Source organism: Rhodoferax bucti (genome assembly GCF_005876985.1).
Taxonomy (GTDB): Bacteria; Pseudomonadota; Gammaproteobacteria; order Burkholderiales; family Burkholderiaceae_C; genus Allorhodoferax; species Allorhodoferax bucti.
The window spans coordinates 795,823-821,247 of the sequence record NZ_VAHD01000001.1; the positions used below are offsets into that span (position 1 = coordinate 795,823).

The window sequence follows — 25,425 nt, forward strand, 5'->3', positions numbered from 1 at the left end:
TGAATGATTCGATGAACAAGGGAGCGTGGGCGTGTTGAGTTGGTACCGACGTGTGGGAGTCGTCTTGTTGGTGGGCGTGGTGGGCATTTCTGTTTGGCGCCACCATGACGATGCCTGGGTGCAGGCGTTGTGGCGCCCTGAGCCGCCGCGTAAGCCGGTGGTGTTTGACAACGGTTCGGTGCGGGGCAAGGCACAGCCAGTGCTGCCCTCAGCCAGTGCCACAGCCAAGGCCCCGGACAACCTGCCCGGCCAGATGAAGAAGTGCATACGCGGCAAGCAGGTGATTTACACCGACCAAGCCTGCGAAGCCGGCGCCAAGGTGGAGGCGGTCACCGGTGGCCACGTCACGGTGGTGCCCTCCATGGCTCCCAAACCTGCCACTCCATCCCAAGGGGCAACACAGGCACCCACCGGACGCACGACCTTGCACGATGCGTTGGACCTCAATGGCAACGACAACATCCGTGACAAGATGATGGAGCGAGCCATCAACCGGTAGTACAGGATCAGCGTTAGACCATGAAAGAAAACCGATGATCAAGTCTTTCACTTGGGTTGCACTTTGGTGCAGCGGTGTCGTCACGGCGTTCGCACAAACGTCTGGCCCCATACCGGCGGCACGTGCAGTGACTCCGGTGTTCAGCCAGTTGGTGAGCTTTAGCTATCCATCAGGTTTTGTCCCCGCCTTTGAAGACAGTAAACCGGGTGGTTATATCCAGGAGTCGGTGTTGCGGGGTGAGACGCTGGAGCGGTGGACCCAGATGCTCACGCTCAGTGGTGTCCGTGACCTGGCAGCCCATGCCCAGATGACGCCCTCGCGCTTTGCCGGCAGTATGGCTGCTGGCTTCAAAAATGCCTGCCCCCAAAGCTATGCCGCTCAAGGTTTGGGTGAAATGCGCGTGGGCAATCACGATGCCTTTGCCGCCTTGATCGGATGCGGCATCGCGCCGGGTGGAACTCGCAGCGAAGTGGCCTTGGTGCTAGTGGTGAAAGGTGAGCGCGACTACTACACCCTGCAGTGGGCGGAGCGTGCAGAGCCAGTTAGCAGCCCCGTCGCCCTGGATGCCGCCAAGTGGTCAGAGCGCCTGCAGCGGCTGATGCCGATGAAGTTGTGCCCCCGGGTTCCGGGCGAGGCAGCACCCTATCCTAGTTGCCTCTAGCGCTCGTCGGATAAGCGCAAGCAGCTATCAAAAAAATAGCAAGCCAATAGAAAAGGGCCCGTGACGGCCCTTGGTTTTGGTAGCTTGGTGTTTTATTTCAACAAACCTTCAGCCCGCATAGCGGCCTGCACGCCGGGGCGCTCAGCCACACGGGCGCGGTAGGCCAGCAGATTCGCAAAGGTGCTCAGGTCCACGTGCACAAGGCGTGCCCAGTTGGTCACGGTGAACAGGTAGGCATCGGCCACGGTGAATTGCGCACCCAGTAGGTAGTCTTTGCCGGCCAGCTCGCCATCCACCCACGCCAAGCGTTTGGCCAGGGTTTGCTTGGCGGCTTCTTTGGTTTCTGCGGGGGCGGTGGGGGTGAACAGGGGGCTGAAGTTTTTGTGTAGCTCGGTGCCGATGAAGGTCAGCCACTCTTGCAGCTTGTAGCGCTCAAACGTGCCGTTGGCCGGGGCCAGCTGTTTCTCGGGCACCAGGTCGGCCAGGTACTGCACGATGGCAGGGCCTTCGTGCAGGCTGCGGCCATCGTCCAGCGTGAGGTAGGGCACGTAGCCTAGCGGGTTGATGGTGTAGAAGTCGGTGCCGTCGGGCAGCTGGTGGGTTTTGGTAGGCGCGGGGATGGCTTCAAACGCCAGGCCGGCCTCGTGCAGCACGATGTGCGGGGACAGCGAGCAGGCGCCTTGGGAGTAGTACAGCTTCATAAACGTCCTCTGGTGGGGGGTGAGCCCCGCATGCTACCGGACTTGCGCGGCGCGGATGTGGTGCACCGCCTTCTCGGCAATCATGATGGTGGGGGCGTTGGTGTTGCCAGTGACCAGGTCCGGCATGATGGAGGCATCCACCACCCGCAGCCCGGCAATGCCGTGCACCCGCAGTTCGGCGTCCACCACCGCCATCGGGTCGCTGGCCGGGCCCATCTTGCAGGTGCCGATGGGGTGGTACTCGGTGTCGGAGTGGTCGCGCAAAAACTGCTCAATCTGCGCGCGGTTGTTGCGCTCCAGCGGGTAGAGCATCTTTCCTCGGTAGGGGGCCAGCGTGGGGGCTTCCATGATGTCGAAGCCCATTTGCGTGGCGCGCACCATGGTCTCCAGATCGTCCGGGTGCTGGTAGTAGGCGGGGTCGATGCGCGGCGCATCGGTGGGCTTGGCACTTTGCAGGGTGAGGCTGCCACGGCTCTGGGGGCGCATCAGTGTCACGTGCAAGGTATAGCCGTGGCCCAGGTGGGCTTTGCGGGTGTGGTCGTCCACGATGCCGGTGCAAAAGGCCAGCTGGATGTCGGGGGCCTCCACGTCGGGCCGGGTTTTCATAAAGCCTTGCGACTCGGCCACGTTGGTGGTGATCCAGCCGGTGCGTTGGCGGCGCCACTCAAAGATGGAGCGCACCATGGCCCACGCACCCCGGAACGAAAAGCCCAGCGTTTCCCGCTGGTGCGGTGTGCGGTAGATGAGCACGGCGGTCACGTGGTCTTGCAGGTTCTGGCCCACACCGGGCAGGGCGTGGCGCACCGGGATGCCGTGTTCGCGCAAGTGCTCCGCTGGGCCTACGCCCGAGAGCATGAGGAGCTGTGGCGAGCCGAAGGCGCCGCTACTTAGCAGCACTTCGCGGCGCGCCCGCACCTCCTGGGTTTGGCCCTGGCGCAGGTACTGCACGCCGGTGGCCCGCAGTGCGCCGTGGGCCCCGTCCAGCAGCACCTTGCTGGTGTGGGCCTGGGTGATCACGGTGAGGTTGGGCCGGTTGCGGTGGGGGGTGACGTAGGCTTTGGCCGCACTCCAGCGCTCGCCATCTTTTTGCGTCACCTGGGCGGGTGCGCAGCCCCACTGTTGCGCGCCGTTGTAGTCGGGGGTGCGGGGCAGGCCCTGGCTTTCGCAGGCGTCCAAAAAGGCCTCGTTGAGCGGACTGGGGCTGCGCAGGTAGCACACGTTCAAGGGGCCGCCGGTGCTGCGGTAGGCGTTGTTGCCAAAGCACTGGTTGTTCTCGGACTGCTTGAAGAGCGGCAATACCTCCTGGTAGCTCCAGCCGGGGTTGCCCTGGGCGGCCCAGCGGTCGTAATCGGCCGGGTTGCCGCGGGTGTAGACCATGGCGTTGAGCGAGCTGCTGCCGCCCAGCACCTTGCCACGGGGGGCAAAGCCGCGCCGCCCGCCCAGGCCGGCTTGGGGCACGCTCTCGTAGTTCCAGTTGAAGATGCCCAGCGGCGCGGTAGCGGCAAAGCCGAGGGGGGCGTGGATGAAGGCGCTGGTATCTGGCCCGCCGGCTTCGAGCAGGCATACCGATACGCTGGGGTCTTCGCTCAGGCGGCCGGCCAGCACGCAGCCGGCGGAGCCGCCGCCGACCACGATGTAATCGAATTCAGTTGTCATGTTGAGTCATTCAGCTTATTGCGGTGCCACACGACTTTGGTGAGACTCCATGCCCCAGCGTACTCTTTGCAGATACGATGGACTGTTAAAAATTTAACAATCGAGGGTATTCACCGTGGAGGAATGGATGACGCACTCCAAAACCGAGGTGCTGAAGATGATGGCCATTAACCCGTGGTTTGCCGGGCTGCCTCTGGCAGAGCGCAAAGCCATGCTGGCCGTGGCGACCTGGGTGCCGGTGACGGCGGGCGAGGTGGTCTACCGCAAGGGCGACGAAGGGGGCAGCTTTTACGGCGTGCTTGACGGGGTGCTGCGCGTATCCATCACCGGGGAGGACGGGCGCGAAGGCATCTTGTCGGTGCTGGAGGCGGGCAACTGGTTTGGCGAAATGTCCCTGCTGGATGGCGAGCGCCGCCCGCACGACGTGACGGTGTTGCGCGATGGGGTACTGCTCGTGATCACCCCGCAGGATTTCTGGCGGCTGATGGGGCGCATCGGCTTTGCCCACGGCATGACGACGCTGCTGTCGGCCCGGGTGCGGGGCCTGTCGGGCCTGGTGGAAGACACCATGCTGCGCTCCACCCGCATGCGGGTGGCCCGTCGCTTGATCTCGCTGGCTAAGGGCGACATGACCATGGCTGCGCAAGTGCGCACGGGGGTGCATGTGTCGCATGAGGAGCTTGCCATGATGCTGGGCGTGACCCGCCAGACCCTGGCCAAGGAGTTGAAGCATTTTGTGAGCGAAGGGGCGCTGGTGCTGGGCTACGGGCACATCGATTTTTTGGACATGGCCTTGCTGCAGCGCGAGGCGGCGCTGGCCTGAGTAGCGGGTGCGTGCCAAGGGGATGACCTTGGCATTCGGCAAAACAGGGGAGGGCCGGTAAAATCGGCGCCTCCCTTCTCTGATTGCGCCGGCCGGACACGCACTGTGGTCCGCCCCCGCGCCCCCTTGCCATGTTGTACCCACAAGAATTCGACGTCATCGTTGTCGGCGGCGGCCATGCCGGAACCGAAGCTGCACTCGCAGCCGCCCGCATGGGCTGCAAGACCCTGCTGCTCTCCCACAACATCGAGACCCTGGGGCAGATGAGCTGCAACCCCTCCATCGGCGGCATCGGCAAGGGCCACCTGGTCAAAGAGGTGGATGCCATGGGCGGTGCGATGGCGCTGGCCACGGACGAGGCCGGCATCCAGTTCCGTATTCTCAACAGTAGCAAAGGCCCAGCTGTGCGGGCCACCCGTGCGCAGGCCGATCGCGTGCTCTACAAAGCCGCCATCCGCCGCATGCTGGAAAACCAGCCCAACCTCTCGCTGTTCCAGCAAGCCGTCGATGACCTGATGGTCGAAGGCGACCGGGTGGTGGGTGCGGTCACGCAGGTAGGCATCCGCTTCAGGGGCAAGGCGGTGGTGCTGACGGCCGGTACCTTCCTCGACGGCAAGATCCACGTGGGCCTGAACAACTATGCCGCCGGCCGGGCAGGCGACCCGCCCGCCGTGTCGCTGTCTGCCCGACTCAAAGAACTGAAGCTGCCCCAAGGGCGCTTGAAGACGGGCACTCCGCCGCGCATTGATGGCCGCAGCATCGACTTCAGCAAATGCATCATCCAGCCCGGTGACGGCGTGCCCGGTGGCATGAGCGATGTGATGCCGGTGGTGAGCTTCATGGGCAATGTGGCCATGCACCCGCAGCAAGTGCCGTGCTGGATTACCCACACCAACGAGCGTACGCACGACATCATCCGCAGCGGGTTCGATCGCAGCCCCATGTTCACCGGCAAGATCGAGGGCGTGGGCCCGCGCTACTGCCCGAGCGTGGAAGACAAGATCAACCGCTTTGCCGACAAGGACAGCCACCAGATCTTTTTGGAGCCCGAAGGCCTGACTACCCACGAGTACTACCCCAACGGCATCAGCACCAGCTTGCCCTTCGATATTCAGTACGAGTTGGTGCGCAGCATGGCTGGCTTGGAGAATGCGCACATCCTGCGCCCCGGTTACGCCATCGAATACGACTACTTTGACCCGCGCAGCCTGAAGGGTAGTTTTGAGACACGCCAGATTGGCGGACTGTTCTTTGCCGGCCAGATCAACGGCACCACCGGCTATGAAGAGGCGGCGGCGCAAGGGATGTTTGCCGGCATCAATGCCGCACTGCAAGTGCGAGCCATGGGCGGTGGCGATGTGTCATTGAGTGCGGCGGGTGGCGCCAGCTACACGGGCGACACCTGGTTGCCCGGTCGCGACCAAGCTTACCTGGGCGTGCTGGTGGATGACCTGATTACCAAGGGTGTGACGGAGCCTTACCGCATGTTCACCAGCCGGGCTGAGTTCCGCTTGCAGCTGCGTGAAGACAATGCCGATGCCCGCTTGACCGAAGTGGGGCGCGAACTGGGCTTGGTGGACAACGCGCGATGGGATGCCTTCTGCCGCAAGCGCGATGCTGTTTCACGTGAAACAGAACGTCTGCGCAGCATCTGGGTGAACCCGCGCAACCTGGCCGCCGACGAATCCGAGCGGGTGCTGGGCAAGTCCATCGAGCATGAGTACAACCTCGCGGACCTGCTGCGGCGCCCCAATGTGAGCTACGGCGGGTTGATGTCGCTGGATCATGGCAAGTACGCCAACCGTGATTTGCTGGATGTTGTTTCACGTGAAACAGCTGGCCTGCCAACCGTGGATGCAGCAGAGGTGGCCTTTGTGGCTGCGGTGGTGGAGCAGGTGGAAATCGCTGCCAAGTATTCCGGCTACATCAACCGTCAGAAGGACGAAGTGGAGCGCGCCGCCCATTACGAAAACCTGCGCTTGCCGGATGACCTCGACTACATGCAAGTCACGGCCCTGAGCATCGAAGCCCGCCAGCGCCTGAGTAAGTACAAGCCCGAAACCTTGGGGCAGGCATCGCGCTTGTCCGGCATCACGCCCGCCACGATTTCGCTGTTGATGATCCATCTGAAGAAGGGCAACTTCCGCGGCTTCGCCGAAAAGGCCGAGGCTGTATGAGCGCCAGCCATTTGAAGCAACTGGGCAAAGCGGCCACCTCATTGGGTTTGAATCTGGACGCGGCCCAGCAAGCCGCCTTGCTGGAGTACCTCGCCCTGATACAGAAATGGACCAAGGTCTACAACCTGACGGCGGTGCGCAATCCGGATGAGATGCTCACGCACCACCTGCTCGACAGCTTGGCGGTGATCGCACCATTGCAAAAGCAGCTTGCCGCTTTGAAAGAGCAGGGCGTTGTTGGTGACAAGCCGCGCTTGCTGGATGTGGGTTCGGGTGCTGGCCTGCCCGGTATCGTCATTGCTATTTGCTGCCCGCACATCACGGTGCACTGTGTCGATACGGTAGCCAAGAAGGCTGCATTCATCCAGCAGGTGGCCGTGACTTTGAAGCTGCCTAACCTGCGTGGCATCCATGCGCGGGTGGAAAGCTTGACCGAGCCCTACGACGTGGTGAGCTCGCGTGCCTTTGCTTCTTTGGTGGACTTCACCACTTGGTCCGAAAAAGCCTTGGCAGGGCAGGGTGTGTGGATGGGAATGAAGGGCAAGCATCCTGCGGACGAGATGGCTGCGTTGCCTGTGTCCGTGGAGGTGTTTCACGTGGAACAGCTTTCGGTGCCTGGGTTGGATGCGGAGCGGTGCATTGTGTGGATGCGGAAGAGGGTGGTGGTTTAAGCCCTTGTTTTCCGGGTTGGTGTGAGGGTTGGGTGGGGTTGCGCGTTTTGCTCCGTGTCCTCCGCCCGCTTTGCGGGCTCCTCCTTGACCTGCGCAAAACGCACAACCCCACCCAACCTGCCAATGTAATGAGCGTTCTTAAAGTCGTAAATACAGGCGCGTTCTTCGCAGCGGCGTGGCAGGGGTGCACCCCAAAGTGAGGTCAAGGAGGAGCCTGCGTAGCAGGCGGGGGACACGAACGGCGGGGTGTGCCCCTGCCACGCAGCGAGTCCAGCACCAAGGCTGCGAGCAAAGGGGTGTTCAAGCAGAGTTTCACGTGAAACACACGGTGGAGATTGCCCGGGAGGTAATGATCAGCAAACCCATACAGCGCCATAAAGTTTCCAACGTAAACTCACCCACTCCCCCCAAGAAAGAAACCCCATGCTCGGCGTCACCGATTACGGCACTTTTGTCATCACCATCATCGTGTTCCTGGCCATCCCCGGCCCGGGGAATCTGGCCTTGGTGACCTCGACCAGCAAAGGCGGCATCAGTGGCGGACTGGCCGCGACCCTTGGGGTGATCTTGGGCGACCAGGTGCTCATGTGGTCTGCCGTTGCCGGCGTGGCCGCATTGCTGGCCGCTTACCCCGAAGCCTTCCACGCTGTGCAGTGGGCCGGCGCTGCTTATCTTGCTTGGCTGGGCTTTAAGATGTTGACCGCCAAACCCGGCGCCGCACCGGTACTCAACATCAAGGCAGGCCACTACCTGCGCCAGGCCTTGCTCATCACGCTGCTCAACCCCAAGGCCATCTTGTTTTACATGGCTTTCTTCCCCTTGTTCGTGGACCGTGCCAACCAGCAAGGGGTTGTGACGTATGCCTTTATGGCGGCCACCATTGCTTTTCTCACCTTTCTCTACGGCCTGGGTGCCACGCTGCTGACGCACTTTTTGGCGGAGCGCATGCGCGCCAACCCCCGCATCGGCCGGGTGCTGGAGAAAGTGGCGGGCCTGTTTCTGGTGGGCTTTGGCATCAAGCTGGCCTTGCAGTCTGCCAAGTAAATTTCCCGTTGCATCTGTTTTCCGTTTTCACACCCTGAGCGCTCTATGGCCAAAATCTTCTGCGTTGCCAACCAAAAAGGTGGCGTCGGCAAAACCACCACCACCGTCAATCTGGCTGCGGGTCTGGCCAAGGTCGGGCAGCGGGTGTTGATGATTGACCTCGATCCCCAAGGCAATGCCACCATGGGCTCGGGCGTGGACAAGCGCAAGCTCGAACTCACGGTGTACGACGTGCTGCTGGAATCCGCTTCGGTAGCGGAAGCCCGTGCCAAAAGCGAGAAGCTGATCGAAGGCGGCTGCAGCTACGACATCCTCGGCGCCAACCGCGAGCTGGCGGGTGCCGAGGTAGAAATGGTGGAGCTGGAGCGGCGGGAGCGCCGCCTCAAGCAGGCCTTGGCGGCGGTGGATGGTGAATACGACTTTGTGCTCATCGACTGCCCGCCGTCTTTGAGCATGCTTACCCTCAACGGCCTGTGTTGCGCCCATGGCGTGATCGTGCCCATGCAGTGCGAGTACTTCGCCCTCGAAGGCCTGACCGATCTGGTCAACACTATCAAGCAGGTCAAGGCTAACCTCAACGATGACCTGCAAATCATCGGCCTGCTGCGCGTGATGTTCGACCCCCGCATCACCTTGCAAAACCAGGTGAGCGACCAGCTCAAGGCCCACTTCGGCGACAAGGTGTTCGACACCGTCATTCCTCGCAACGTGCGCTTGGCCGAGGCACCCAGCTATGGCGTGCCGGGCGTGGTGTTTGACCCCCACTCCAAAGGCGCGCAGGCTTTTGTGACCTTCGCGCAAGAGATGGTGGACCGCATTCAGGCTATGTAGGCTTTCCGAGCCAAATAGACCTTTAGCGCGTGTCTCCCTTGCGTAAGTAGCTCCTGAATTCATAGCAATGATGTCCACTCCTACCGTCCTCCTGTTGCCCGGCTGGCAAAACTCCGGCCCCGCCCACTGGCAAAGCCGCTGGGAAGCCTTGCACGGCTTCACCCGCGTGCAGCAGCACGACTGGATGCAGCCCCTGCGCGGCGACTGGATGATGCAGCTCGAAGAAGCCGTGCTGGCCGCGCCCACCCCGGTGGTGCTGGTGGCGCACAGCCTGGGGTGCATCCTCACCGCCGCCTGGGCCCAGCATTCGCAAAACACCCACCGCGTGAAGGCCGCCTTTTTGGTCGGCCCCGGCGACCCGGAGCGCGAAGAGCTGCAGGCCCCGCTCAAGAGCTGGTGGCCGGTGGTGATGGACAAGTTGCCTTTCGCCGTCGAGCTGCTGGGCAGCCGCAACGACCCCTATTGCACCTATGCCCGAGCCCAACAGTTCGCCACCGCGTGGGGCGCCGACTTGGTGGACTGCGGCAACGCCGGGCACTTGAATGCTGATAGCGGCCTGGGGGATTGGCCCGAGGGCCTGGCCAGGCTGCAAGCGCTGGTGGCCCGCGCCGGCTGACGCCCAGGCCTCTCACTGACACGACATCGACAAGGACAGAATATGGTTACGAAAAAACCCAAAGGCTTGGGCATGGGCCTGGAAGCCTTGCTGGGCCCCAAAGTGGTGGACGCCCCGGCGGCGGATGCCACCTCTGCCACATCAACGACACCCAGCACCCTGCTGCTGGCTGACATGGTGGCCGGCGTGTACCAGCCGCGTACCCACATGGACGAAGGTGCCCTGTACGAGCTGGCCGAAAGCATCAAGGCCCAGGGCATCATGCAGCCTATCCTCGTGCGCAAGCTCGATGAAGCCGATGCCGCCCAACATCTGGGCGAGGGCCGCAAGCGTGCTATTTACGAAATCATTGCCGGCGAACGCCGCTTCCGTGCCGCCAAACTGGCCGGCCTGAGCGAAGTGCCGGTGCTGGTGCGCGACGTGCCCAACGAGGCCGCCGCCGCCATGGCGCTGATTGAAAATATCCAGCGCGAAGACCTGAACCCGCTGGAAGAGGCCCAGGGCCTGCAGCGCCTGATCAAAGAATTCGGCCTCACTCACGAAACCGCCGCCCAGGCCGTGGGCCGCTCGCGCAGCGCCGCCAGCAACTTGTTGCGCCTCTTGAACCTGGCCGACCCGGTGCAGACCATGCTCATGGCGGGCGACATCGACATGGGCCACGCCCGTGCCCTCTTGGCCTTGGACCGCGCCACCCAGATCACCGCCGCCAACCAGATTGCCACCAAAAAAATGTCGGTGCGGGAGGCCGAGAGCCTGGTCAAGAAGCTGAGTGCCGAGTTCTCCCTCACGCCGCAAAAGCCGGCCAAAGAAAAGTCGCGCGATATCAAGCGGGTGGAGGAAGAACTCTCCGACCTGTTGATGGCGCAGGTGGATGTGCACATCAAAAAGCGCGTCAAGCGCAACGGCCGCTTCGAGGAAATGGGCGAAGTCGTGATCCAGTTCGGCTCGCTGGACGAGCTCAATGGCCTGATCGATCGCTTGGCGCCGGGTGGCAACCGCTAACCCTCGCTCAGCGCATTGTTTGCTATGAAAACAGGAGCTGCTTGCGCATATTCCATAAGCGCTAGAGGCACTTTTGGCTTGTAGAACCATGCGCCGCATCCACCCCACCCATTGGCCCTGGCCCCTGCCTGCGGTGCTGGCGTGGGCGCTGTGCTGGACGGTGTTTCGCGCACTGCTGGGGCAGGGCCTAGCGCTGCAGTGGGCGCTGGGCCTGAGCAGTGCGGTGGGGGTGGCTTGCAGCCTCTGGGGCGCGACCTGGTGGCGCCGCTTGCTGATTGCCGGGGGCTTTCCCTTGTCGCTGGCAGCGAGCCTCTCGGCGCTGGGGGCCGACTCGCTGCCCGCCTGGGCCTGGCTGCTGCCGCTGGGCTTGTTGCTGCTGGTCTACCCGGTGAATGCCTGGCGGGATGCGCCGTTGTTTCCCACCCCCCGCAACGCCCTGGCCGAGCTGCCTGCGCACGCCCCCTTGCCGGTGGGTGCCCATTTGCTGGATGCCGGTTGCGGCCTCGGCCACGGCCTGCAGGCGCTGCGCCTGGCTTACCCGCAGGCGGAGTTGCACGGCATTGAATGGAGCTGGCCGCTGCGTCTGCTGTGCGGGCTGCGCTGCCCTTGGGCGCTGGTGACGCGCGGCGACATCTGGAAAGCCCACTGGGGCCGTTACGACATGGTTTACCTCTTCCAACGGCCGGAGAGCATGGCCCGCGCGGTGGCCAAGGCCCGCGCCGAGCTGCGCCCTGGGGCTTGGCTGGTGAGTCTGGAATTTGAGGCCACGAGCGCCACACCGCGTGCCCACTGGCGCGCACCCGGTGGCAAAATGGTATGGCTGTACCAGGCGCCTCTGCCGGTGCCCCCAGGAGAAACTGCATGACACACGCGAGCCCCGTCCCCCCCGTTGACGCTGACGAAGCCCTGCACGCTGCGCAGGTGGTGGTGTTTGCCCTGGCCACCCTCGCAGAGTTGCGCGAGTCGGATACCGAGAGCCACCTGCTGCGCGTGCAGCACTATGTGCGCGCCCTGTGTGGCGAGTTGCACCAGAACCCGGCGTACGCTGAGGCCTTGACCCCCGCTTTTGTGGAGTTGCTGGTGGGCAGCGTGCCGATGTACGACATGGGCACCGTGGGCATTCCCGACCGCATTCTGCTCAAGCCCGGCCGCCTCAGTGCCGACGAAATTGCCATCATGCGCACCCACACCACGCTGGGCCACGACGCCCTGGTGCGCGCAGAAAAAACGCTGGGCCGCGTCTCGCCCCTGTTGACCGTGGCCAAAGAGCTGACGCTGTGCCACCAGGAAAAGTGGGACGGCACCGGCTACCCCAAGGGCCTGTGGGGCGAGCAGATTCCGCTCTCTGCCCGCATCGTGGCGCTGGCCGATGTGTATGACGCCCTGATCAGCAACAAGGTCTACAAAGACGGCGTGCCGCATGAGCGGGCCGTGCAGATCCTCACCGAAGGCCGTGGCGCGCACTTTGACCCGGCCGTGGTCGATGCGTTTTTGGCGGTGCATGAAGCATTCCGCTCCATCGCCACCCGGTTTGCCGATACCGATGCCGACATGCAGCAAAAGATCGAGTACATGGCCAACGCGATTGCCGAGGTCGCGGTCTTGTAGCCACTCCGGCCCGGGCGTCTCCCGGGGCTTGCAGGTCATGGGGCATTGCAAGCGCGGGTTATGGAGCGCATGGTGATGACCGGATGTGGAGCAACAATGCAGCTTCCATGCAGGGAGTGCCCGCCAAGAGGCCGCCACTGGAGACAAGATTTGAAACACACCATTGCCGCCCTGGTTGCGGGGCTGCTGGCCGGCACAATCTTCTGCGCCCACGCAAACGACAACCCGGTTCTGGAGGTGCGCGCGGAGCGTGCCTCCCAGCTGGGCAACAAAACCGTGGCCCTGCGCTACGACCTGCTGCTGCAAGCCCTGCAAGCCTCGGGCCGCAGCTTTACCCTGACCCCGTGTGTGCTGCCGGAGGACCAATTCTCGGACATGCGCTACCTGCTGCTGGTGCGGGACAACAAGGGGTGCAACGTCACTGCGACCTCGGCCGGTGCATCGGGGACCAAGGACTTGCTGCTGGTGCCCGTGCCCATGTACCTGGGGGCGGGGGGCTACCGCGTCATGTTTGTGCACAAACGGCCCGCAGCAAGCTCGAAGCGGTGCGCACGCTGGACGATTTGCGCACGATCTCGATCGGCAGCGGCACCGCCTGGGTGGACACCGACATCATGCGAGCCGCCCAGCTCAAGGTGGAAACCTCGGAATACGACCGGCTCTTCCAAATGCTGCAGCGCGGCCGGTTTGATGCCTACTCGCGCTCCATTCTGGAAATCAACAACGAAAAAAACATGGTGGAGGGGCTGAGCAATGTGGAGGTGGACCAGCACCTGCTGCTGCACTACCCCAACGATTTGTTCTTTTACGTGTCGCCCCGCGAGCCGGACATTCAAAAAGCCATCACCCAGGGGATGGAAAAGCTGTACGCCAGCGGCAAGCTGATGCAGCGCCTGCACACTGCCGTGGGCACCCCGGCAGAAATGAAAGCCTTGAAGCTCAAAGAGCGCCAGCGCATCGACATCCCCAACCCCTACCTGCGGCCTGACGAGGAAGCTGCCCTCAAAAAATACGGCTCCGCCTGGGTTCAGTAACGAAAGTGCCTCCACCGCTGGTGGAATGTGCGCTGGCAGCTATGAAATCAGGAGCAATTTGCCTGCTGCAAACCCGGCAGCCAGGCACACCGCGAGGTGCAGCACGCTCCACAGCAGGTAGCGCCGGCGCAGGCGCTGCGGCGGCAAGGGGGAGAGCAAAAACACCCGGCCGTCCTGCGGCGCCCGCATCACGTGCACGCCGGGCTGGGCGCGGATGCTGCGGTGCTCTTGCTCCACCGTGCGGGTGGCGAGGCGGCGGGCCAGCTCCCACTCCTGCAGGTCGATCTCGCCATCGCGGTTGAGGTCGAAGCGGCGGTGCAGCGCGGTCTGGTCTTGCTTCCAGCTCGCAAGCAGGGCGTTCACATCCTCGCGCAGGCTTAAATCGGAGTTGGCGCCGCCCACGGTGCTGAATTCGCCCAGCACATACAGGCTGCGGCCGGCGTGTAGCAGTTCTTCGACCTCCTTGGTGTCGCCGTTCTGGCGGGTGGTGCTGTGGGCACCCACCACTTCGGCATGGTCAGGGTCCACGGTGCAGCTACCGCTGCCATCTGCCAAGTCAAAAGTGGCGCTGCTGGTGCCACTCTCGATTTCTTTCCAGTCATTCTCACGGTCGCGCTCATAGACCCGGTAGCGGTACCAGATGCAGGGCGTGTTGCTCAGGGGGCTGAGGATCAGCTCGCCGATGCTGGCACGGCCCTGCAGCTCCACATACCCCTGCGCCGCCGAGGCGATGCGGGAGGTGGCGATATTCGCAATCGCCCGGGCGCGTCGCAGCGCCGCGGCCCAGGCCAAGAGCGCCACACCGCCCAGTGCGACTACGCACCAGCGTTGCACGCTGCCCGGCCCTGCGTGCACGGCGGCGCCCACCAGGGTGGCGTACACCGCGACCAAGAGGCCCCGGGCATTGCTTTCGCTGCGCAGCCAGCGCAGGCCAGCCAGTTCCAGGCTCACCGGGCGTCAGGCCTTGAAGCGGGCGGCGATGTCCACGTCTTGCAGTTCCTCAGAACTGAACTTCAGCAACTCCGCACTCTTGAAGTTGAAGAAACGCGCCACCAGCACGCCGGGGAACTGCTCGATCCGCACGTTGTTGATGTTGACGGACTCGTTGTAAAACTCGCGGCGGTCGGCAATGCTGTTTTCCAGGCTGCTGATGCGGGCCTGCAGTTGCACGAACTGCTCGTTGGCTTTGAGGTCGGGGTAGCTTTCGGCCAGGGCAAACAGCTGGCCCAGGCCGCTGCGCAGCCCGGACTCCGCCCGGCCGACCGCCGCCACGTTCTGCGACTCACGGGCACTGGACACCTGGGCGCGCGCCGCCATCACTTTTTCCAGGGTGGCCTGCTCGTATTGCATGTACTGCTTGCAGGTGTCGATCAACTTGGGCAGCTCGTCGTGGCGCTGCTTGAGCAGCACATCGATGTTGGCCCAGGCTTTGGAGACGGCGTTTTTTACCTCCACCAGCCCGTTGTAGACACTGATCAGGTAGAACACGGCCACGGCCAGCACGATCCAGAACACCATTCCCATGCCTTACTCCTTGCGTTGGTTTACAAGCCAAATCGCCGTCTAGCGCCCATGGAATGTGCGCCAGCAGCTCCTGAATTTATAGCGAAAAGATTTTTCCGGGGTTCAAGATGTTGTGCGGGTCCAGCGCGCGCTTGATGGTGCGCATCATGTCCACCGCACCCGCGCCGGTTTCTTCCACCAGAAAGCCCTGCTTATGCAGGCCCACGCCGTGTTCGCCGGTGCAGGTGCCGCCCAGTTGGAGCGCGCGCGCCACCAGCTGGTGGTTGAGCTGCTCGGCCAGCTCGCGCTCTTCGGGCTTGGCGGGGTCAATCAGGTAGCCCATGTGGAAGTTGCCATCGCCCACGTGGCCGACCAAAAAGTAGGGCAGGCCGGCTTGTCGTGCTTCGGTCACGCTGTCCAGAAGGGCATCGGCCAGGCTGGAGATGGGCACGCAGGTGTCAGTGGTAATCGCTTTGCAGCCCGGGCGCGACTGGATACCGGCAAAGTAAGCGTTGTGCCGCGCGGTCCACAGGCGGGTGCGCTCTTCGGGCGTTTCGGCCCACTCAAAAGCCGAGCCGCCGAATTCCGCTGCAATGTCCTGCACGGTTTGCACCTGCTCTTTCACCCCGTCGGGCGAGCCGTGGAACTCGAACAGCAGCATGGCGCCCTCGCGCAGCGTGAGCTTGGAGTGCGCATTCACCATGCGGATGGTGTTGTCGTCCAGCAGCTCGCAGCGCGCAATCGGCACCCCCAGCTGGATGAGCTGGATGGTGGTGTTCACCGCGTCGGCCAGGCTGTTGAAGGAGCAGGTGGCGGCCATCACCGCCTCGGGCAGCGGGTAGAGCTTGACGGTGACTTCGGTGATCACGCCCAGCGTGCCCTCGCTGCCCACCATCAGGCGGGTGAGGTCGTAGCCGGCGCTGCTTTTTTTGGCGCGGGTGCCGGTGCGAATCACTTCGCCGCTGGCCGTCACCACTTCGAGGGCCAGCACGTTCTCGCGCATGGTGCCGTAGCGCACGGCATTGGTCCCGCTGGCGCGGGTGGCGCTCATGCCGCCAATGGTGGCGTCCGCACCGGGGTCGATGGGGAAGAAGAGGCCGGTGCTCTTTACTGCTTCGTTGAGCGTCTTGCGGGTGACGCCGGGCTGCACGGTCACGGTCAGGTCTTCGGCGTTGATGGCGAGCACCTGGTTCATGCGGCTCACATCCAGGCTGATGCCACCCTGCACGGCCAGCAGGTGGCCCTCCAGTGAGGAGCCCACGCCAAACGGAATCACCGGTACCCGGTGCTGCGCGGCCAGTTGCACGGCGTCGCTCACATCCTGGGTGCTCTGGGCAAACACCACCGCCGAGGGCGGCGGCACGTCAAATGCCGATTCGTCCCGTCCGTGCTGCTCGCGCACCACCAGCGCGGTGGAGAACTGATCGCCGAAGCGGGCTTTCAGCGCTTCCAGGAGCGCGGCAGGCACCTCGCGCAGGTTCACTTGGGGCAACAGGTGGGTCAGGGCGGTAGGGGCGTTCATGGCGGGTCTCCTTGTTGTCACCATTGTAGGAAGCCCGTAAGCACCTGCCTGCCACAATGTGCGCATGGCCAACCGACTCACACAAATCGCCACCCGCACGGGGGACAACGGCACCACGGGGCTGGGCGACAACACCCGCGTTTCCAAAAACAGCTTGCGCGTGCACGCCATGGGCGATGTGGACGAGCTCAACAGCCACCTCGGGGTGCTGTTGTGCGAAGACATGCCACCTGCCGTGCGCAGCTTGCTGGTCGAGATCCAGCACCAGCTGTTCAACCTGGGGGGCGAGTTGTCGATTCCCGGCTTTGAGCTGCTCAAAAATGAGGCCGTGTTGGCGCTGGACGAGGCCCTGGCCGAACACAACGCGGCCTTGCCGCGGCTGGAAGAGTTCATTCTGCCGGCCGGCACCCGCGCGGCTTCGCTGGCCCATGTGTGTCGCACGGTGGCCCGCCGCGCCGAGCGCGCGGTGGTGGCGCTGGGCAACGAAGAGGCGCTCAAAGACACGCCTCGCCAGTACCTCAACCGCCTCTCGGACCTGATGTTTGTGCTCTCCCGCGTGCTCAACCGCTACCGCACTGATGGCACGCTGGGTGACGACGTGTACTGGAAGAGCGAGCGCATGGCGCGCCGTGGCGGCGAGGCTCCCTAAGCCTAGGTCTGCGCTTGCAGCGCCAGGCTGCTATTCCGCCGAGAGCACAAAGTTCTGGATACCGGTGCTGTGCTCTATGGCAGGGGTGGTAGCTGTCGCGGGCAGTGAGTAGGTCATGCGCACCGCCATCGGGAAGATGTTGGGCAGCGCGGTGGTGCCGATTACCTCGGCCCGGCTCAGCTCCCAGCGTAGGGCCTGGGACTGGTTCAGTGTGAGCGTTTCCTGGCGTAGCACCCGGCCGTCGCGCACCGACACCACTTGGAGCTGGTAGTTGCCGGCACGCGCCCCCTCCAGCTGCACTTCCAGTTGCCAGTTCTGCTTGGGCAAGGGTGTTGCCCGCAACGCGCTGATGTGAAAGGCTCCTTCCACGGAGGCGGCAAACGCGGCCTGGTCCTTCGCGCTTTGTTGCTGGCGCGCAAGAAAGGCGGCGGCCTCTTGCGCGCAGCGCTGCGGGGTGTGGCTGGAGCCGTCGCCCAGGAGCGTGCGGCGCTCCACCACCTGCGGGCACAGCTCGGCGCGGCCGGTGCGGCGCACCAGCTCCAGGTAGCAGGCGGAGCGGTAAAAGTAGGTGCGCCCGCCGCCGGGCAGGCTGAACCAGGCGCCATCGGTCAGGCCACTCACATAGCGGCTGGGCGACATGGCTTGGCACACCGCCTCCAGCTCGGTATTGTTGTAGCGGTAGTACTGGTTGCCGGGGTCTTCACCGCCCGGCTGGGCGCGCAGGCTCGGGTTGCTGAGCAGCAGCGCTGCTGCCACGGCCCACACGGCACCAGGGGGGCGAGGGCGCAGGCTCACAGGTTCAACACCTGCCATTGGCTGGTGCGTGCATTGATGAAGCCGCACTCCCGGTAGGCGCGCTTGAGGCTGCCATTGGCAACCAGTGTCCCTAGGGCAGGGAACACACTCTCTGCAATCGCTTGCCCGCCAGGCGTGCTGGACGCCGCCAGGTGCCGCGAGCCCTGCACGGCCAGGCTCACATCCCGGATGGGGAGCAGGGTGACACCTTCGGCTAAAAGCAAGAGGTCGTCGCTAGCCGGAAACGGCGCCAGCATCACATCGGCCCGGCCGCGCGCCACCGAGAGCACCATTTGCCGCCAGGTTTTCATGTCGACCATCTGCTGGAAGCCCAGGGCTTTGAGGGTGCTCCAGTCGGCGGTCCAGTCGCTGTTGGAGACCACGCTCAGCGTCTGCAAGTCGCGCAGCCGTTTGGCGTCCAGGGCTTTGCGGTTGAAGGCGGCGGTGTAAAGGCCCACCACGAACCCGCCCTTGGGCAACAGGGCTGGCGATGGCAACACGGTCTTGCCCAGGCTCTGGAGGTCTACCTGCCACACGGTGGTGCCCAAGGCACTGATGCGGCCGGCACGCAGCTCTACCAAGGCGCGCTGGTAGCTGTCGATGGCCGTGAGCTCGGGGCGGGCCTCGGGCAATTGGTGGTGGATTTCCCGCAGCAGCACGGCCAGTTCCATCACATCGCGGCGGGCATGGGGGCCGTCGAAGCTGCGCAGGTCGGCGACATCGCGGCTCGCCAGAAACAGGGCGTAATCGCGCAGCACGTCCGAGGGGGCTGCAATCCACAGATCCGGCGCAGCAGCGCGCGCCCACCGGCCTGCGCTGGCCGCGGCGGCAACCGTCAACAGCTGCCTGCGCTGTACAGGCAGGGAGCGCAGCAGACATGGGAGACCTGGGACGAGCGGCTGGTGCATGGGTGCAGCCAGTATGGCGGGTCGCCTGCATGGTGACAAGCCGGTACGCGGCTTGGTAGTCATCCCGAGGCGCAGCGGGGGCAAACTGCGTTATCTTGTGGGTATGGTTGAGCTCCACACGCCCACGTTATTGCTGGTTATTCTGGTGTTGAGTGCCGCCGTGAGTGCGACCTTGGCCTCCGGGGCACGGCGCTTCCAGCGCGATGGCATGCGCTACTGGGCGTGGGGCCTGGGCCTGCACACGCTCACTTACGTGCTGTTTATGCTGCGTGGCCATGTCAGCGACTTGATTTCGGTGGTGCTGGCCAATGCCTTGTTGGCGGCCAGTTTTGCGCTGATGTCCGAGGGCGTGCAGCAGTTCTTGCAGGTCCGGTGGCCCCGCTGGCTGGTGTGGGCGCCGGTGCCGTTTGTGGCGGTGGTTTACCTGGCGCTGCTGGGGCATCCGCAAATCCGTATTGTGATTGCCGGCTTGGTGATTGCCTGGCAGTGCTCTTTCATCGTCTGGCAGTTGGCGTCCCAGCGGCACCGCATCACCGGGCGCGGGGCCTACATTGTGATGGGCAGCTTTCTCGCCATTGGTGTGGCCTTTTTGCTGCGTACGGTGGGTGCGCTGTCGGGGGCGGTGGGCATCGGCTCCATCACCACCCCTAACCCCTTGCTGAGTGCCACGTTTTTGTTTGTCGCGGTGTCCTTGATGATGGTGTGCCAAGGCCTGGTGCTGATGACCAACGAGCGGGCCGACGAGCGCAACCGTACCCTGGCCATGCAGGACGAACTCACCGGCCTGAGCAACCGCCGTTTTATTCTGGAAGCCCTGTCCCTGCACCTGGCGCAAGCCATTCGCAATGGCAAGCCCCTGACGGTGCTGATGCTGGATGTGGATTACTTCAAGACCATCAACGACAGCTACGGCCATCTGAGTGGCGACCGGGCGCTGCGTGAGCTGGCTGCTTGCCTCAAGACCCGCCTGCGCGGGCAGGATTTGGCAGGGCGCTGGGGTGGGGAGGAGTTTTTGGTGGTGCTGCCCGATACCGATGCCGCTGGAGCCTGGGTGCTGGCGGAAAAGTTGCGCTTGGAGGTGGAAAACACCCCGTTCACAGCCCGCGATGGCCGTGCCATTCCGCTCACGATCAGTGTGGGGTTTCACACCGTGGTGCCCGAGTGGTTGGGCACAGCAGATCTGGACACCCTGATCAGCAGTGCAGACCAAGCTCTTTACCGCGCCAAGCAAAATGGCCGCAACCGGGTGGAGAGCGCCTGAGCCTGCGGGTTGAGGGCTTTAACGGGGCTCCAGAATCGCCATGGTGATGCGTGATACGCAGGTCGGCTCACCCGCGTCGTTGCGCATGTCGATCTGCCAGACCTGGGTGCTGCGGCCCCGGTGTACCGGGCGGGCCGTGCCTGTGACCCAGCCGCTTTTCACGCCTTTGAGGTGGTTGGCATTGATGTCCAGACCCACCGCGCTATAGCCTTGCGGGATGCAAAAACCGGCGCCACAGGACCCGAGCGTTTCTGCCAGCACTACCGACACGCCACCGTGCAACAGGCCAAAGGGTTGGTGGGTGCGGTGGTCTACCGGCACCCGGCCCACCAGGTAGTCCTCTCCCACCTCTAAAAACTCGATGCCCAAGTGTTCGACGGCGGTGTTTTTGCTGATGTGCTGCAAGATGTCGAGAGAAACCGGTTGTTGCCAGATGCGCATGGGAGTGTCCTGAATCGGTGAAACGGAGACCTCAATATAGCCAAGATACCGGCGTAAAAAAGGCCATCACGTGGATGGCCTTGGTGCAGGGGCAGCGGTCGCTGCCAGTGCGGGGTTTACTTGGCAGGTGTTGCCGGTGCAGCAGGCACGGCAGGGGTCGCTGGCACGGCGGGTGTAGCCGCCTTGTCGGCCTTGGGGTGTTCCCGCTTTTCTTTGTGGGCGGCACGTTTGGCAGCGTGCTTTTCTTTCATGGCCTCGTGCTGGCCCTTCATCTCTTCATGCTTGGCCTTCATGGCTTCTGCGTCCGCCTTGTGTTCGGCGTGTTTCTCTTTCGCTGCTTCGGTGGCCTTGGCGGCAGCAGGGGCTGCGGCGACGGCGGGTGTTGCGGGGGTGGCCGCAGGGGCTTGGGCAAAGGCGCCAAAGGTAGAGATAACCAGAGCTGTAGCGATCAGAGATTGTTTCAACATAGAACTTCTTCAGTGCATGGCGATGTTGCCATGTGTACTTAACAGTCCCCGGCACTACACCGTTTACCGGCGTTGCGTAAACGTTTGTAAAGCAGCTGATGCGTCTCTCAACGGGCCGGCACCGCTAGCGCCGGAATTTGCCGGACGCCGTGATGATGGAGAGATCCACAAAATCCAGACCGGTGTGGTCGGTGGTGCTGAAGTTCAGGGTCAAGCCCCCGATGTCGAAATTGCGCAGTCCCTCGAGGGCGGCGTGCAGCTTGTCCCGGGTCGGTTTGGGGCCGGCACGGCGCAGTGCTTCAACCAGCACTTTGGCCGACACAAAGCCTTCGAGCATGGCCGGGCTTACTTCCAGCACATTCTGGGCTTTGGCGAGGGCGGAGGCTTCTTGCACGAGCGCATAGTTGGGGGACTGGGGCAGCACCTGCGTCACGATGACGCCCCGTGCGTGGTTCCCCAGCAATTTGATGAAGCCGCCGGAAGCGTTGTTGGACAAGGTGATGAACTGGGCACTGCAACCCGCTTCGCGCAGGGCCTTGATGGCATCCACCACAGCGGTGCCCGAGCCGATGATGGTGATGGCTTGCGGTGCCAGCTTGGCCATGGCCGGGGCGATCTGGGAGAAGTCCGGCTTGCTGCGATCGAACTTGGCAATCGACACCGCCGTCAGCTTGGCGGCTGCCAGGCCTTTTTGGGTGCCTTCCAGCCCGTCTGCGCCAAAGCTGTCATCCACGTGGATCACCGCCAAGCGGGTCATGCCGGTGGCCGCCAGATGGGTAACGGCGCGCTCCGCTTCGCGCTGGTAGGTAGCGCGCACGTTGAACACATTTTTCTTCAGCGGCTGGTGCAACACCATGGCACCGGTGGAGGGGCCGATGAGCGACACGCCATGCTGGTCCAGTAGCGGGATGATGCCTTCTGTGTGCGGGGTGCCCCGGGTCATGAACAGGGCCAGCACGCCGCGTTGCTCAATCAGCTCCTTGGCGTTTGCCAGGGCCTGCTGGGTGTCGAACTTGTCATCCAGCGTGATCAGCTCAATTTTTTCGCCTCCCACGCCTCCTTTGGCGTTGACGGCATCCAGATACAGCTGCGCCCCCAGGCTGCTCTCCTTGACGGTGGCGGCAACCGCCCCTGTGACTCCGGTGGTTTGCCCGATTTTCAGTTGGGCACTGGCTGAAACACAGGCACTTGCAAACCAGAGTCCGATCAGGGCAGCACGCAGGGTAGTCATAGAAGAGAGCCTTCGAAAAAAAGGGGAGCGTATTACATCCGTGCTTTCGCCGCCGCCTCAATCCTCCACAAACGCCTCTTCCCGCTTAGCCTTGACCGAAGGCAGCAACACAATCACCAGGAGCGCCAGAGCCGCCACCAACAGGCTAGCAGACAAAGGCCGTGTCACAAACACACTCCAGTCGCCACGGGAGAGCAGCAATGCCCGGCGCAGATACTCCTCCATCATCGGCCCCAGAATAAAGCCCAAGAGCAGCGGAGCAGGCTCCGTCCCCAGCTTGATGAAGAGATAGCCGATCACCCCGAACAAGCCCACCATCCAGATATCAAAGGTGTTGTTGTTGGTCGAATACACCCCGATCGCACAGAACAGCACGATAGACGGAAAGAGCCAGCGGTAAGGCACTGTGAGCAGTTTGATCCAGATACCGATCAACGGCAGGTTCAGGATCACCAGCATCAGGTTGCCGATCCACATGGAGGCAATCAGACCCCAGAACAGTTCGGGATTGGATGTCATCACCTGCGGGCCGGGCTGGATGTTGTGGATGGTCATCGCACCCACCATCAAGGCCATCACCGCATTGGGTGGGATACCCAGGGTCAGGAGAGGAATGAAAGACGTCTGGCTTCCTGCGTTGTTGGCCGCTTCAGGGGCTGCTACCCCACGGATGTTGCCCTTGCCGAAGGGGACTTCCCCGGGGTTGAGCTTGGTCTTCTTCTCCAGGGTGTAGGCCGCAAAGGCGGCCATCACTGCACCGCCACCGGGCAAGATACCCAGCAAGGAGCCCAAAGCGGTTCCACGCAGCACGGCAGGAAACATATTCTTGAAGTCTTCCTTGGTAGGCATCAGACCGGATACAGAAGCGGTAAACACTTCCCGCTCGCTCTCGCTCTTGGCCAGGTTGCTGATGATTTCTCCGTAGCCGAACACGCCCATGGCGATCACGATGAAGCCGATACCGTCGGTGAGCTCCGGGATGTCAAAGCTGAAACGGGCCACCCCGGAGTTCACATCGGTGCCCACCATGCCCAGCAAGAGACCCAGCACGATCATGGCAATGGCTTTGAGCAGGGAGCCCGAAGCCAGCACCACCGCACCGATCAGGCCCAGAATCATCAGGCTGAAGTATTCGGCAGGGCCGAACTTGAAGGCCAGCTCGGTCAAGGGGCCTGCAAAGGCCGCCAGGATCAAGGTACCCACGCAACCGGCAAAGAAGGAACCCAGACCCGCTGCGGCCAGCGCAGGACCGGCTCGCCCGTTACGGGCCATCTGGTAGCCGTCAATGACGGTCACCACCGACGAAGACTCGCCGGGCAGGTTCACCAGAATCGCAGTGGTGGATCCCCCGTACTGGGCACCGTAGTAGATGCCGGCCAGCATGATCAAGGCAGCTACCGGCGGGAGCGCATAGGTAGCCGGCAAGAGCATGGCGATGGTGGCCAAGGGGCCGATGCCGGGAAGTACCCCGATCAAAGTACCCAGCAAACAGCCGATGAAGGCGTAGATCAGGTTCTGGCCGGTGAAGGCCACGCCAAAGCCCAGGGCGAGGTTGTTAAAGAGTTCCATGCTTGAGTTCCAGTCGATGTGTCAGTCGTGACGTAATTCGTGACTTAGGCGGTGAAGTACGCAGGCCAGACGGGGAACTGCAGCTTGAGGAGGAGGATGAAGGCAACAAAACTCAGGGCGGCCAGGATGGTGGCAAGTACTGCCACTTCCTTGAAGTTGTGCTCGGTACCGGCGTGGCTGGCGATGTAGGTGAGCAAATAGATGCCCACGATCAGGCCCAGAGGTTTCAAGCCCAGCACAGGCAGGCCACCGATGCAGGCGCCGAACACGAGGTTGGCGGCAATGATGAAGAACAGGGGCTTCCAGGCAAACTTGCCTATCTTGTCGCCGTCCGGCGTGGGGGTGAGCATGCTCTTGGCTGCAATGGCACAGCCCAGTACGGTGAGCATCAGCCCCAGGATGAGCGGGAAGTAGCCCGGGCCCATGCGCGCGCCGGTGCCGATCTGGTAGCCGCTGGCGCCCATGGCAAAGCTGCCGCCGACCACGCTGAACATCAGGCCGGAGTAGAAGTCTTTTTGACTTTGGATTTTCAAGTGAATGCCCCTCATTGTTATGGCGACGATCTGGTGTCCGCAGCTTGCTGCAAGCCGTATCCGGACTCCGCGGGGCGAAGGTTATCGAGGGGGCAAGGCCAAGGGAACTGTGGCGTTCAACAGCTCGGGAAAACCCTTCGGTAAAAACCCTAGGCTGTTTTTTGAAGGGCTTTTTGCACCGTGTCGAGCCAGTCCTGCCCTATGCGTGCTGCGAGTTCTGCGTGCACCGGCTGCGCAGCGCGCTTGAGCAGGCGCAGTTGGGCAGGGGATGGGTTGTGGATGTTGGCTGCCCCGGTCAGGTGGAGGGCGGCAAGGGCTTTGTCGTTTTGTGCATCGGCGATTTCATCCCCGAAGACCAGGGCCTCGTCCAGGGCGCCTTGGACGAGGCGGCGGTCACTGTAGGCCAGGTTGTCCCAGAAGCGCTGATGGGTCACCACGGCATACCCCAGGTAGCCGTGCGCCGTCAGGCTCAAGTCGCTTTGCACGGCCTGCATGCCCTGCGTCCAGAAGTTGGAGACCGGGTTTTCGGTGCCATCCACCACGCCGGTTTCCAGTGCCCTGCGTGTTTCACTGAAGGGCAGCGTTACCGGTATGGCCCCCCAAGCGCGCATCTGTTGTGCGATCACCCGGGACCCCTGTATCCGCATCCGCAGCCCCACAAAATCGCGGGGTTCCAGCAGCGGCCGGTTGGCGCTCATGTGCTTGAAGCCGTTGTCAAAGAAACCCAGTCCCAAAAGGCGCTGGCGGTTCAGTCCCCGCAGCAGTTTCTGGCCGACGGCGCCCCGTGTCAGCCGGCGCACGGCGTCCACACTGTCAAACACAAACGGAAGGTCAAACAGCTCAAACTCCGGAAAGCCGATGGGCCCGAACTTGGAGAGCGAGGGGGCCACCATGTCGATGGCGCCCAGTTGCAGGGCCTGCATTTCATCGTGGTCGCCATAGAGTTGGCCTTGGGGATAAATCTGCACGCGCAGGCGGCCTTTGCTGTGCTCTTCCACGAGTGCCCGGAAGCGCTCCAGTGCCATGCCTTTGGGGGTGTCGCGGGCTACCACATGCGACAAACGTATCGTGCCGGTCGGCACGCTGTGGGCGGGTGTGCCCAGACCGCTGGCCACGCTGGCCGCGGCCGCCTGCAGCCAGCGGCGGCGGGGCAAAAGGGCCGTGGGTGCGGTAGGGGCGGTGGGCATGGTCGCTATTATGCGAGGGCCCTTTTTCAGACCCCT

General features: G+C 63.2%; 27 protein-coding genes. 14 read left to right on the plus strand and 13 right to left on the minus strand.

Features of this window, described 5'->3' with window-relative positions:
- The first annotated feature begins 31 nt into the window (after positions 1-31).
- Positions 32-499: a hypothetical protein gene (locus FDM28_RS03785; protein WP_138513164.1), complete on the plus strand. Its 468-nt coding sequence runs from the start codon at positions 32-34 to the stop codon at positions 497-499.
- A gap of 34 nt (positions 500-533) precedes the next feature.
- The gene (locus FDM28_RS03790) at positions 534-1,160 is read left to right on the plus strand and encodes a hypothetical protein (RefSeq protein ID WP_138513166.1); all 627 of its coding nucleotides are present in this window, start codon (positions 534-536) and stop codon (positions 1,158-1,160) included.
- Positions 1,161-1,252: 92 nt separating this feature from the next.
- Here the strand turns inward: FDM28_RS03790 and gstA are convergent, their stop codons facing one another.
- Entirely contained in the window at positions 1,253-1,861 is a 609-nt protein-coding gene (gene gstA / locus FDM28_RS03795; protein WP_138513168.1) for a glutathione transferase GstA, read from the minus strand.
- 33 nt (positions 1,862-1,894) lie between these two features.
- A complete protein-coding gene (locus tag FDM28_RS03800) occupies positions 1,895-3,517 on the minus strand; it encodes a GMC family oxidoreductase (RefSeq protein ID WP_138513170.1) in 1,623 nt (540 codons plus the stop codon).
- Positions 3,518-3,644: 127 nt separating this feature from the next.
- Between FDM28_RS03800 and FDM28_RS03805 the strand changes: the two genes are divergently transcribed.
- The 10 genes from FDM28_RS03805 (at position 3,645) to FDM28_RS03850 (ending at position 13,323) form a co-directional block, all read left to right on the plus strand.
- A complete protein-coding gene (locus FDM28_RS03805) occupies positions 3,645-4,340 on the plus strand; it encodes a Crp/Fnr family transcriptional regulator (RefSeq protein ID WP_240791885.1) in 696 nt (231 codons plus the stop codon).
- A 131-nt stretch (positions 4,341-4,471) separates the two neighbouring features.
- Positions 4,472-6,517, plus strand: a complete 2,046-nt coding sequence (gene mnmG, locus FDM28_RS03810; RefSeq protein ID WP_138513172.1) for a tRNA uridine-5-carboxymethylaminomethyl(34) synthesis enzyme MnmG — start codon at positions 4,472-4,474, stop codon at positions 6,515-6,517.
- Positions 6,514-7,188 carry a 16S rRNA (guanine(527)-N(7))-methyltransferase RsmG gene (rsmG, locus tag FDM28_RS03815; protein ID WP_138513173.1) on the plus strand — a complete coding sequence of 225 codons (675 nt, stop codon included), beginning with the start codon at positions 6,514-6,516 and terminating at the stop codon, positions 7,186-7,188. The genes mnmG and rsmG overlap by 4 nt, the downstream gene beginning before the upstream one ends.
- Before the next feature lie 423 nt (positions 7,189-7,611).
- Entirely contained in the window at positions 7,612-8,232 is a 621-nt protein-coding gene (locus tag FDM28_RS03820) for a LysE family transporter (protein ID WP_138513175.1), read from the plus strand.
- Between the two features lie 45 nt (positions 8,233-8,277).
- A complete protein-coding gene (locus FDM28_RS03825; RefSeq protein ID WP_138513177.1) occupies positions 8,278-9,063 on the plus strand; it encodes a ParA family protein in 786 nt (261 codons plus the stop codon).
- A 70-nt stretch (positions 9,064-9,133) separates the two neighbouring features.
- Positions 9,134-9,679: an RBBP9/YdeN family alpha/beta hydrolase gene (locus FDM28_RS03830; RefSeq protein ID WP_138513179.1), complete on the plus strand. Its 546-nt coding sequence runs from the start codon at positions 9,134-9,136 to the stop codon at positions 9,677-9,679.
- Positions 9,680-9,721: 42 nt separating this feature from the next.
- Entirely contained in the window at positions 9,722-10,681 is a 960-nt protein-coding gene (locus FDM28_RS03835) for a ParB/RepB/Spo0J family partition protein (RefSeq protein WP_138513182.1), read from the plus strand.
- An 88-nt stretch (positions 10,682-10,769) separates the two neighbouring features.
- Positions 10,770-11,546 carry a class I SAM-dependent methyltransferase gene (locus FDM28_RS03840; protein WP_138513184.1) on the plus strand — a complete coding sequence of 259 codons (777 nt, stop codon included), beginning with the start codon at positions 10,770-10,772 and terminating at the stop codon, positions 11,544-11,546.
- On the plus strand, positions 11,543-12,289 hold the full coding sequence (locus tag FDM28_RS03845) for an HD-GYP domain-containing protein (protein WP_170211579.1): 747 nt from the start codon (positions 11,543-11,545) through the stop codon (positions 12,287-12,289). Before FDM28_RS03840 ends, FDM28_RS03845 begins: the two co-directional genes overlap by 4 nt.
- A 545-nt stretch (positions 12,290-12,834) precedes the next feature.
- Entirely contained in the window at positions 12,835-13,323 is a 489-nt protein-coding gene (locus tag FDM28_RS03850) for an amino acid ABC transporter substrate-binding protein (protein WP_138513188.1), read from the plus strand.
- 39 nt (positions 13,324-13,362) lie between these two features.
- Here FDM28_RS03850 and FDM28_RS03855 read toward each other — a convergent pair whose 3' ends face one another.
- From FDM28_RS03855 to FDM28_RS03865, 3 genes are all read right to left on the minus strand, one after another.
- The gene (locus tag FDM28_RS03855) at positions 13,363-14,274 is read right to left on the minus strand and encodes a hypothetical protein (protein ID WP_138513190.1); all 912 of its coding nucleotides are present in this window, start codon (positions 14,272-14,274) and stop codon (positions 13,363-13,365) included.
- A gap of 6 nt (positions 14,275-14,280) precedes the next feature.
- On the minus strand, positions 14,281-14,847 hold the full coding sequence (locus FDM28_RS03860; RefSeq protein ID WP_206021906.1) for a LemA family protein: 567 nt from the start codon (positions 14,845-14,847) through the stop codon (positions 14,281-14,283).
- 76 nt (positions 14,848-14,923) lie between these two features.
- Complete coding sequence (locus FDM28_RS03865) at positions 14,924-16,348, minus strand: FAD-binding oxidoreductase (RefSeq protein WP_138513192.1); 1,425 nt, start codon at positions 16,346-16,348, stop codon at positions 14,924-14,926.
- Positions 16,349-16,412: 64 nt separating this feature from the next.
- Here FDM28_RS03865 and FDM28_RS03870 point away from each other — a divergent pair, with 64 nt between their 5' ends.
- Positions 16,413-16,997 (plus strand): cob(I)yrinic acid a,c-diamide adenosyltransferase, encoded by a 585-nt coding sequence (locus FDM28_RS03870; RefSeq protein ID WP_138513193.1) that lies wholly within the window; start codon positions 16,413-16,415, stop codon positions 16,995-16,997.
- Between the two features lie 30 nt (positions 16,998-17,027).
- On the opposite strand, the gene FDM28_RS03875 is transcribed toward FDM28_RS03870, so the two are convergent.
- Together FDM28_RS03875 and FDM28_RS03880 are read right to left on the minus strand one after the other, a co-directional pair.
- A complete protein-coding gene (locus FDM28_RS03875) occupies positions 17,028-17,792 on the minus strand; it encodes a hypothetical protein (protein WP_138513195.1) in 765 nt (254 codons plus the stop codon).
- Positions 17,789-18,631 carry a hypothetical protein gene (locus FDM28_RS03880; RefSeq protein WP_206021907.1) on the minus strand — a complete coding sequence of 281 codons (843 nt, stop codon included), beginning with the start codon at positions 18,629-18,631 and terminating at the stop codon, positions 17,789-17,791. Before FDM28_RS03880 ends, FDM28_RS03875 begins: the two co-directional genes overlap by 4 nt.
- Positions 18,632-18,698: 67 nt before the next feature.
- On the opposite strand from FDM28_RS03880, the gene FDM28_RS03885 reads away from it, so the two are divergent.
- A complete protein-coding gene (locus FDM28_RS03885; RefSeq protein WP_138513199.1) occupies positions 18,699-19,961 on the plus strand; it encodes a GGDEF domain-containing protein in 1,263 nt (420 codons plus the stop codon).
- A gap of 18 nt (positions 19,962-19,979) precedes the next feature.
- Here FDM28_RS03885 and FDM28_RS03890 read toward each other — a convergent pair whose 3' ends face one another.
- From FDM28_RS03890 to FDM28_RS03915, 6 genes are all read right to left on the minus strand, one after another.
- A complete protein-coding gene (locus FDM28_RS03890) occupies positions 19,980-20,402 on the minus strand; it encodes a hotdog fold thioesterase (RefSeq protein ID WP_138513201.1) in 423 nt (140 codons plus the stop codon).
- Positions 20,403-20,518: 116 nt separating this feature from the next.
- Positions 20,519-20,869: a hypothetical protein gene (locus FDM28_RS03895; RefSeq protein ID WP_138513203.1), complete on the minus strand. Its 351-nt coding sequence runs from the start codon at positions 20,867-20,869 to the stop codon at positions 20,519-20,521.
- Positions 20,870-20,993: 124 nt separating this feature from the next.
- Complete coding sequence (locus FDM28_RS03900) at positions 20,994-22,100, minus strand: ABC transporter substrate-binding protein (RefSeq protein WP_138513205.1); 1,107 nt, start codon at positions 22,098-22,100, stop codon at positions 20,994-20,996.
- A gap of 57 nt (positions 22,101-22,157) precedes the next feature.
- Positions 22,158-23,669, minus strand: a complete 1,512-nt coding sequence (locus FDM28_RS03905; RefSeq protein WP_138513207.1) for a tripartite tricarboxylate transporter permease — start codon at positions 23,667-23,669, stop codon at positions 22,158-22,160.
- Positions 23,670-23,713: 44 nt separating this feature from the next.
- Positions 23,714-24,202, minus strand: coding sequence for a tripartite tricarboxylate transporter TctB family protein (locus tag FDM28_RS03910; protein ID WP_138513209.1), 489 nt, complete (start codon positions 24,200-24,202; stop codon positions 23,714-23,716).
- A 149-nt stretch (positions 24,203-24,351) separates the two neighbouring features.
- Positions 24,352-25,389, minus strand: a complete 1,038-nt coding sequence (locus FDM28_RS03915; RefSeq protein ID WP_138513211.1) for a TRAP transporter substrate-binding protein — start codon at positions 25,387-25,389, stop codon at positions 24,352-24,354.
- Positions 25,390-25,425 lie beyond the last annotated feature (36 nt).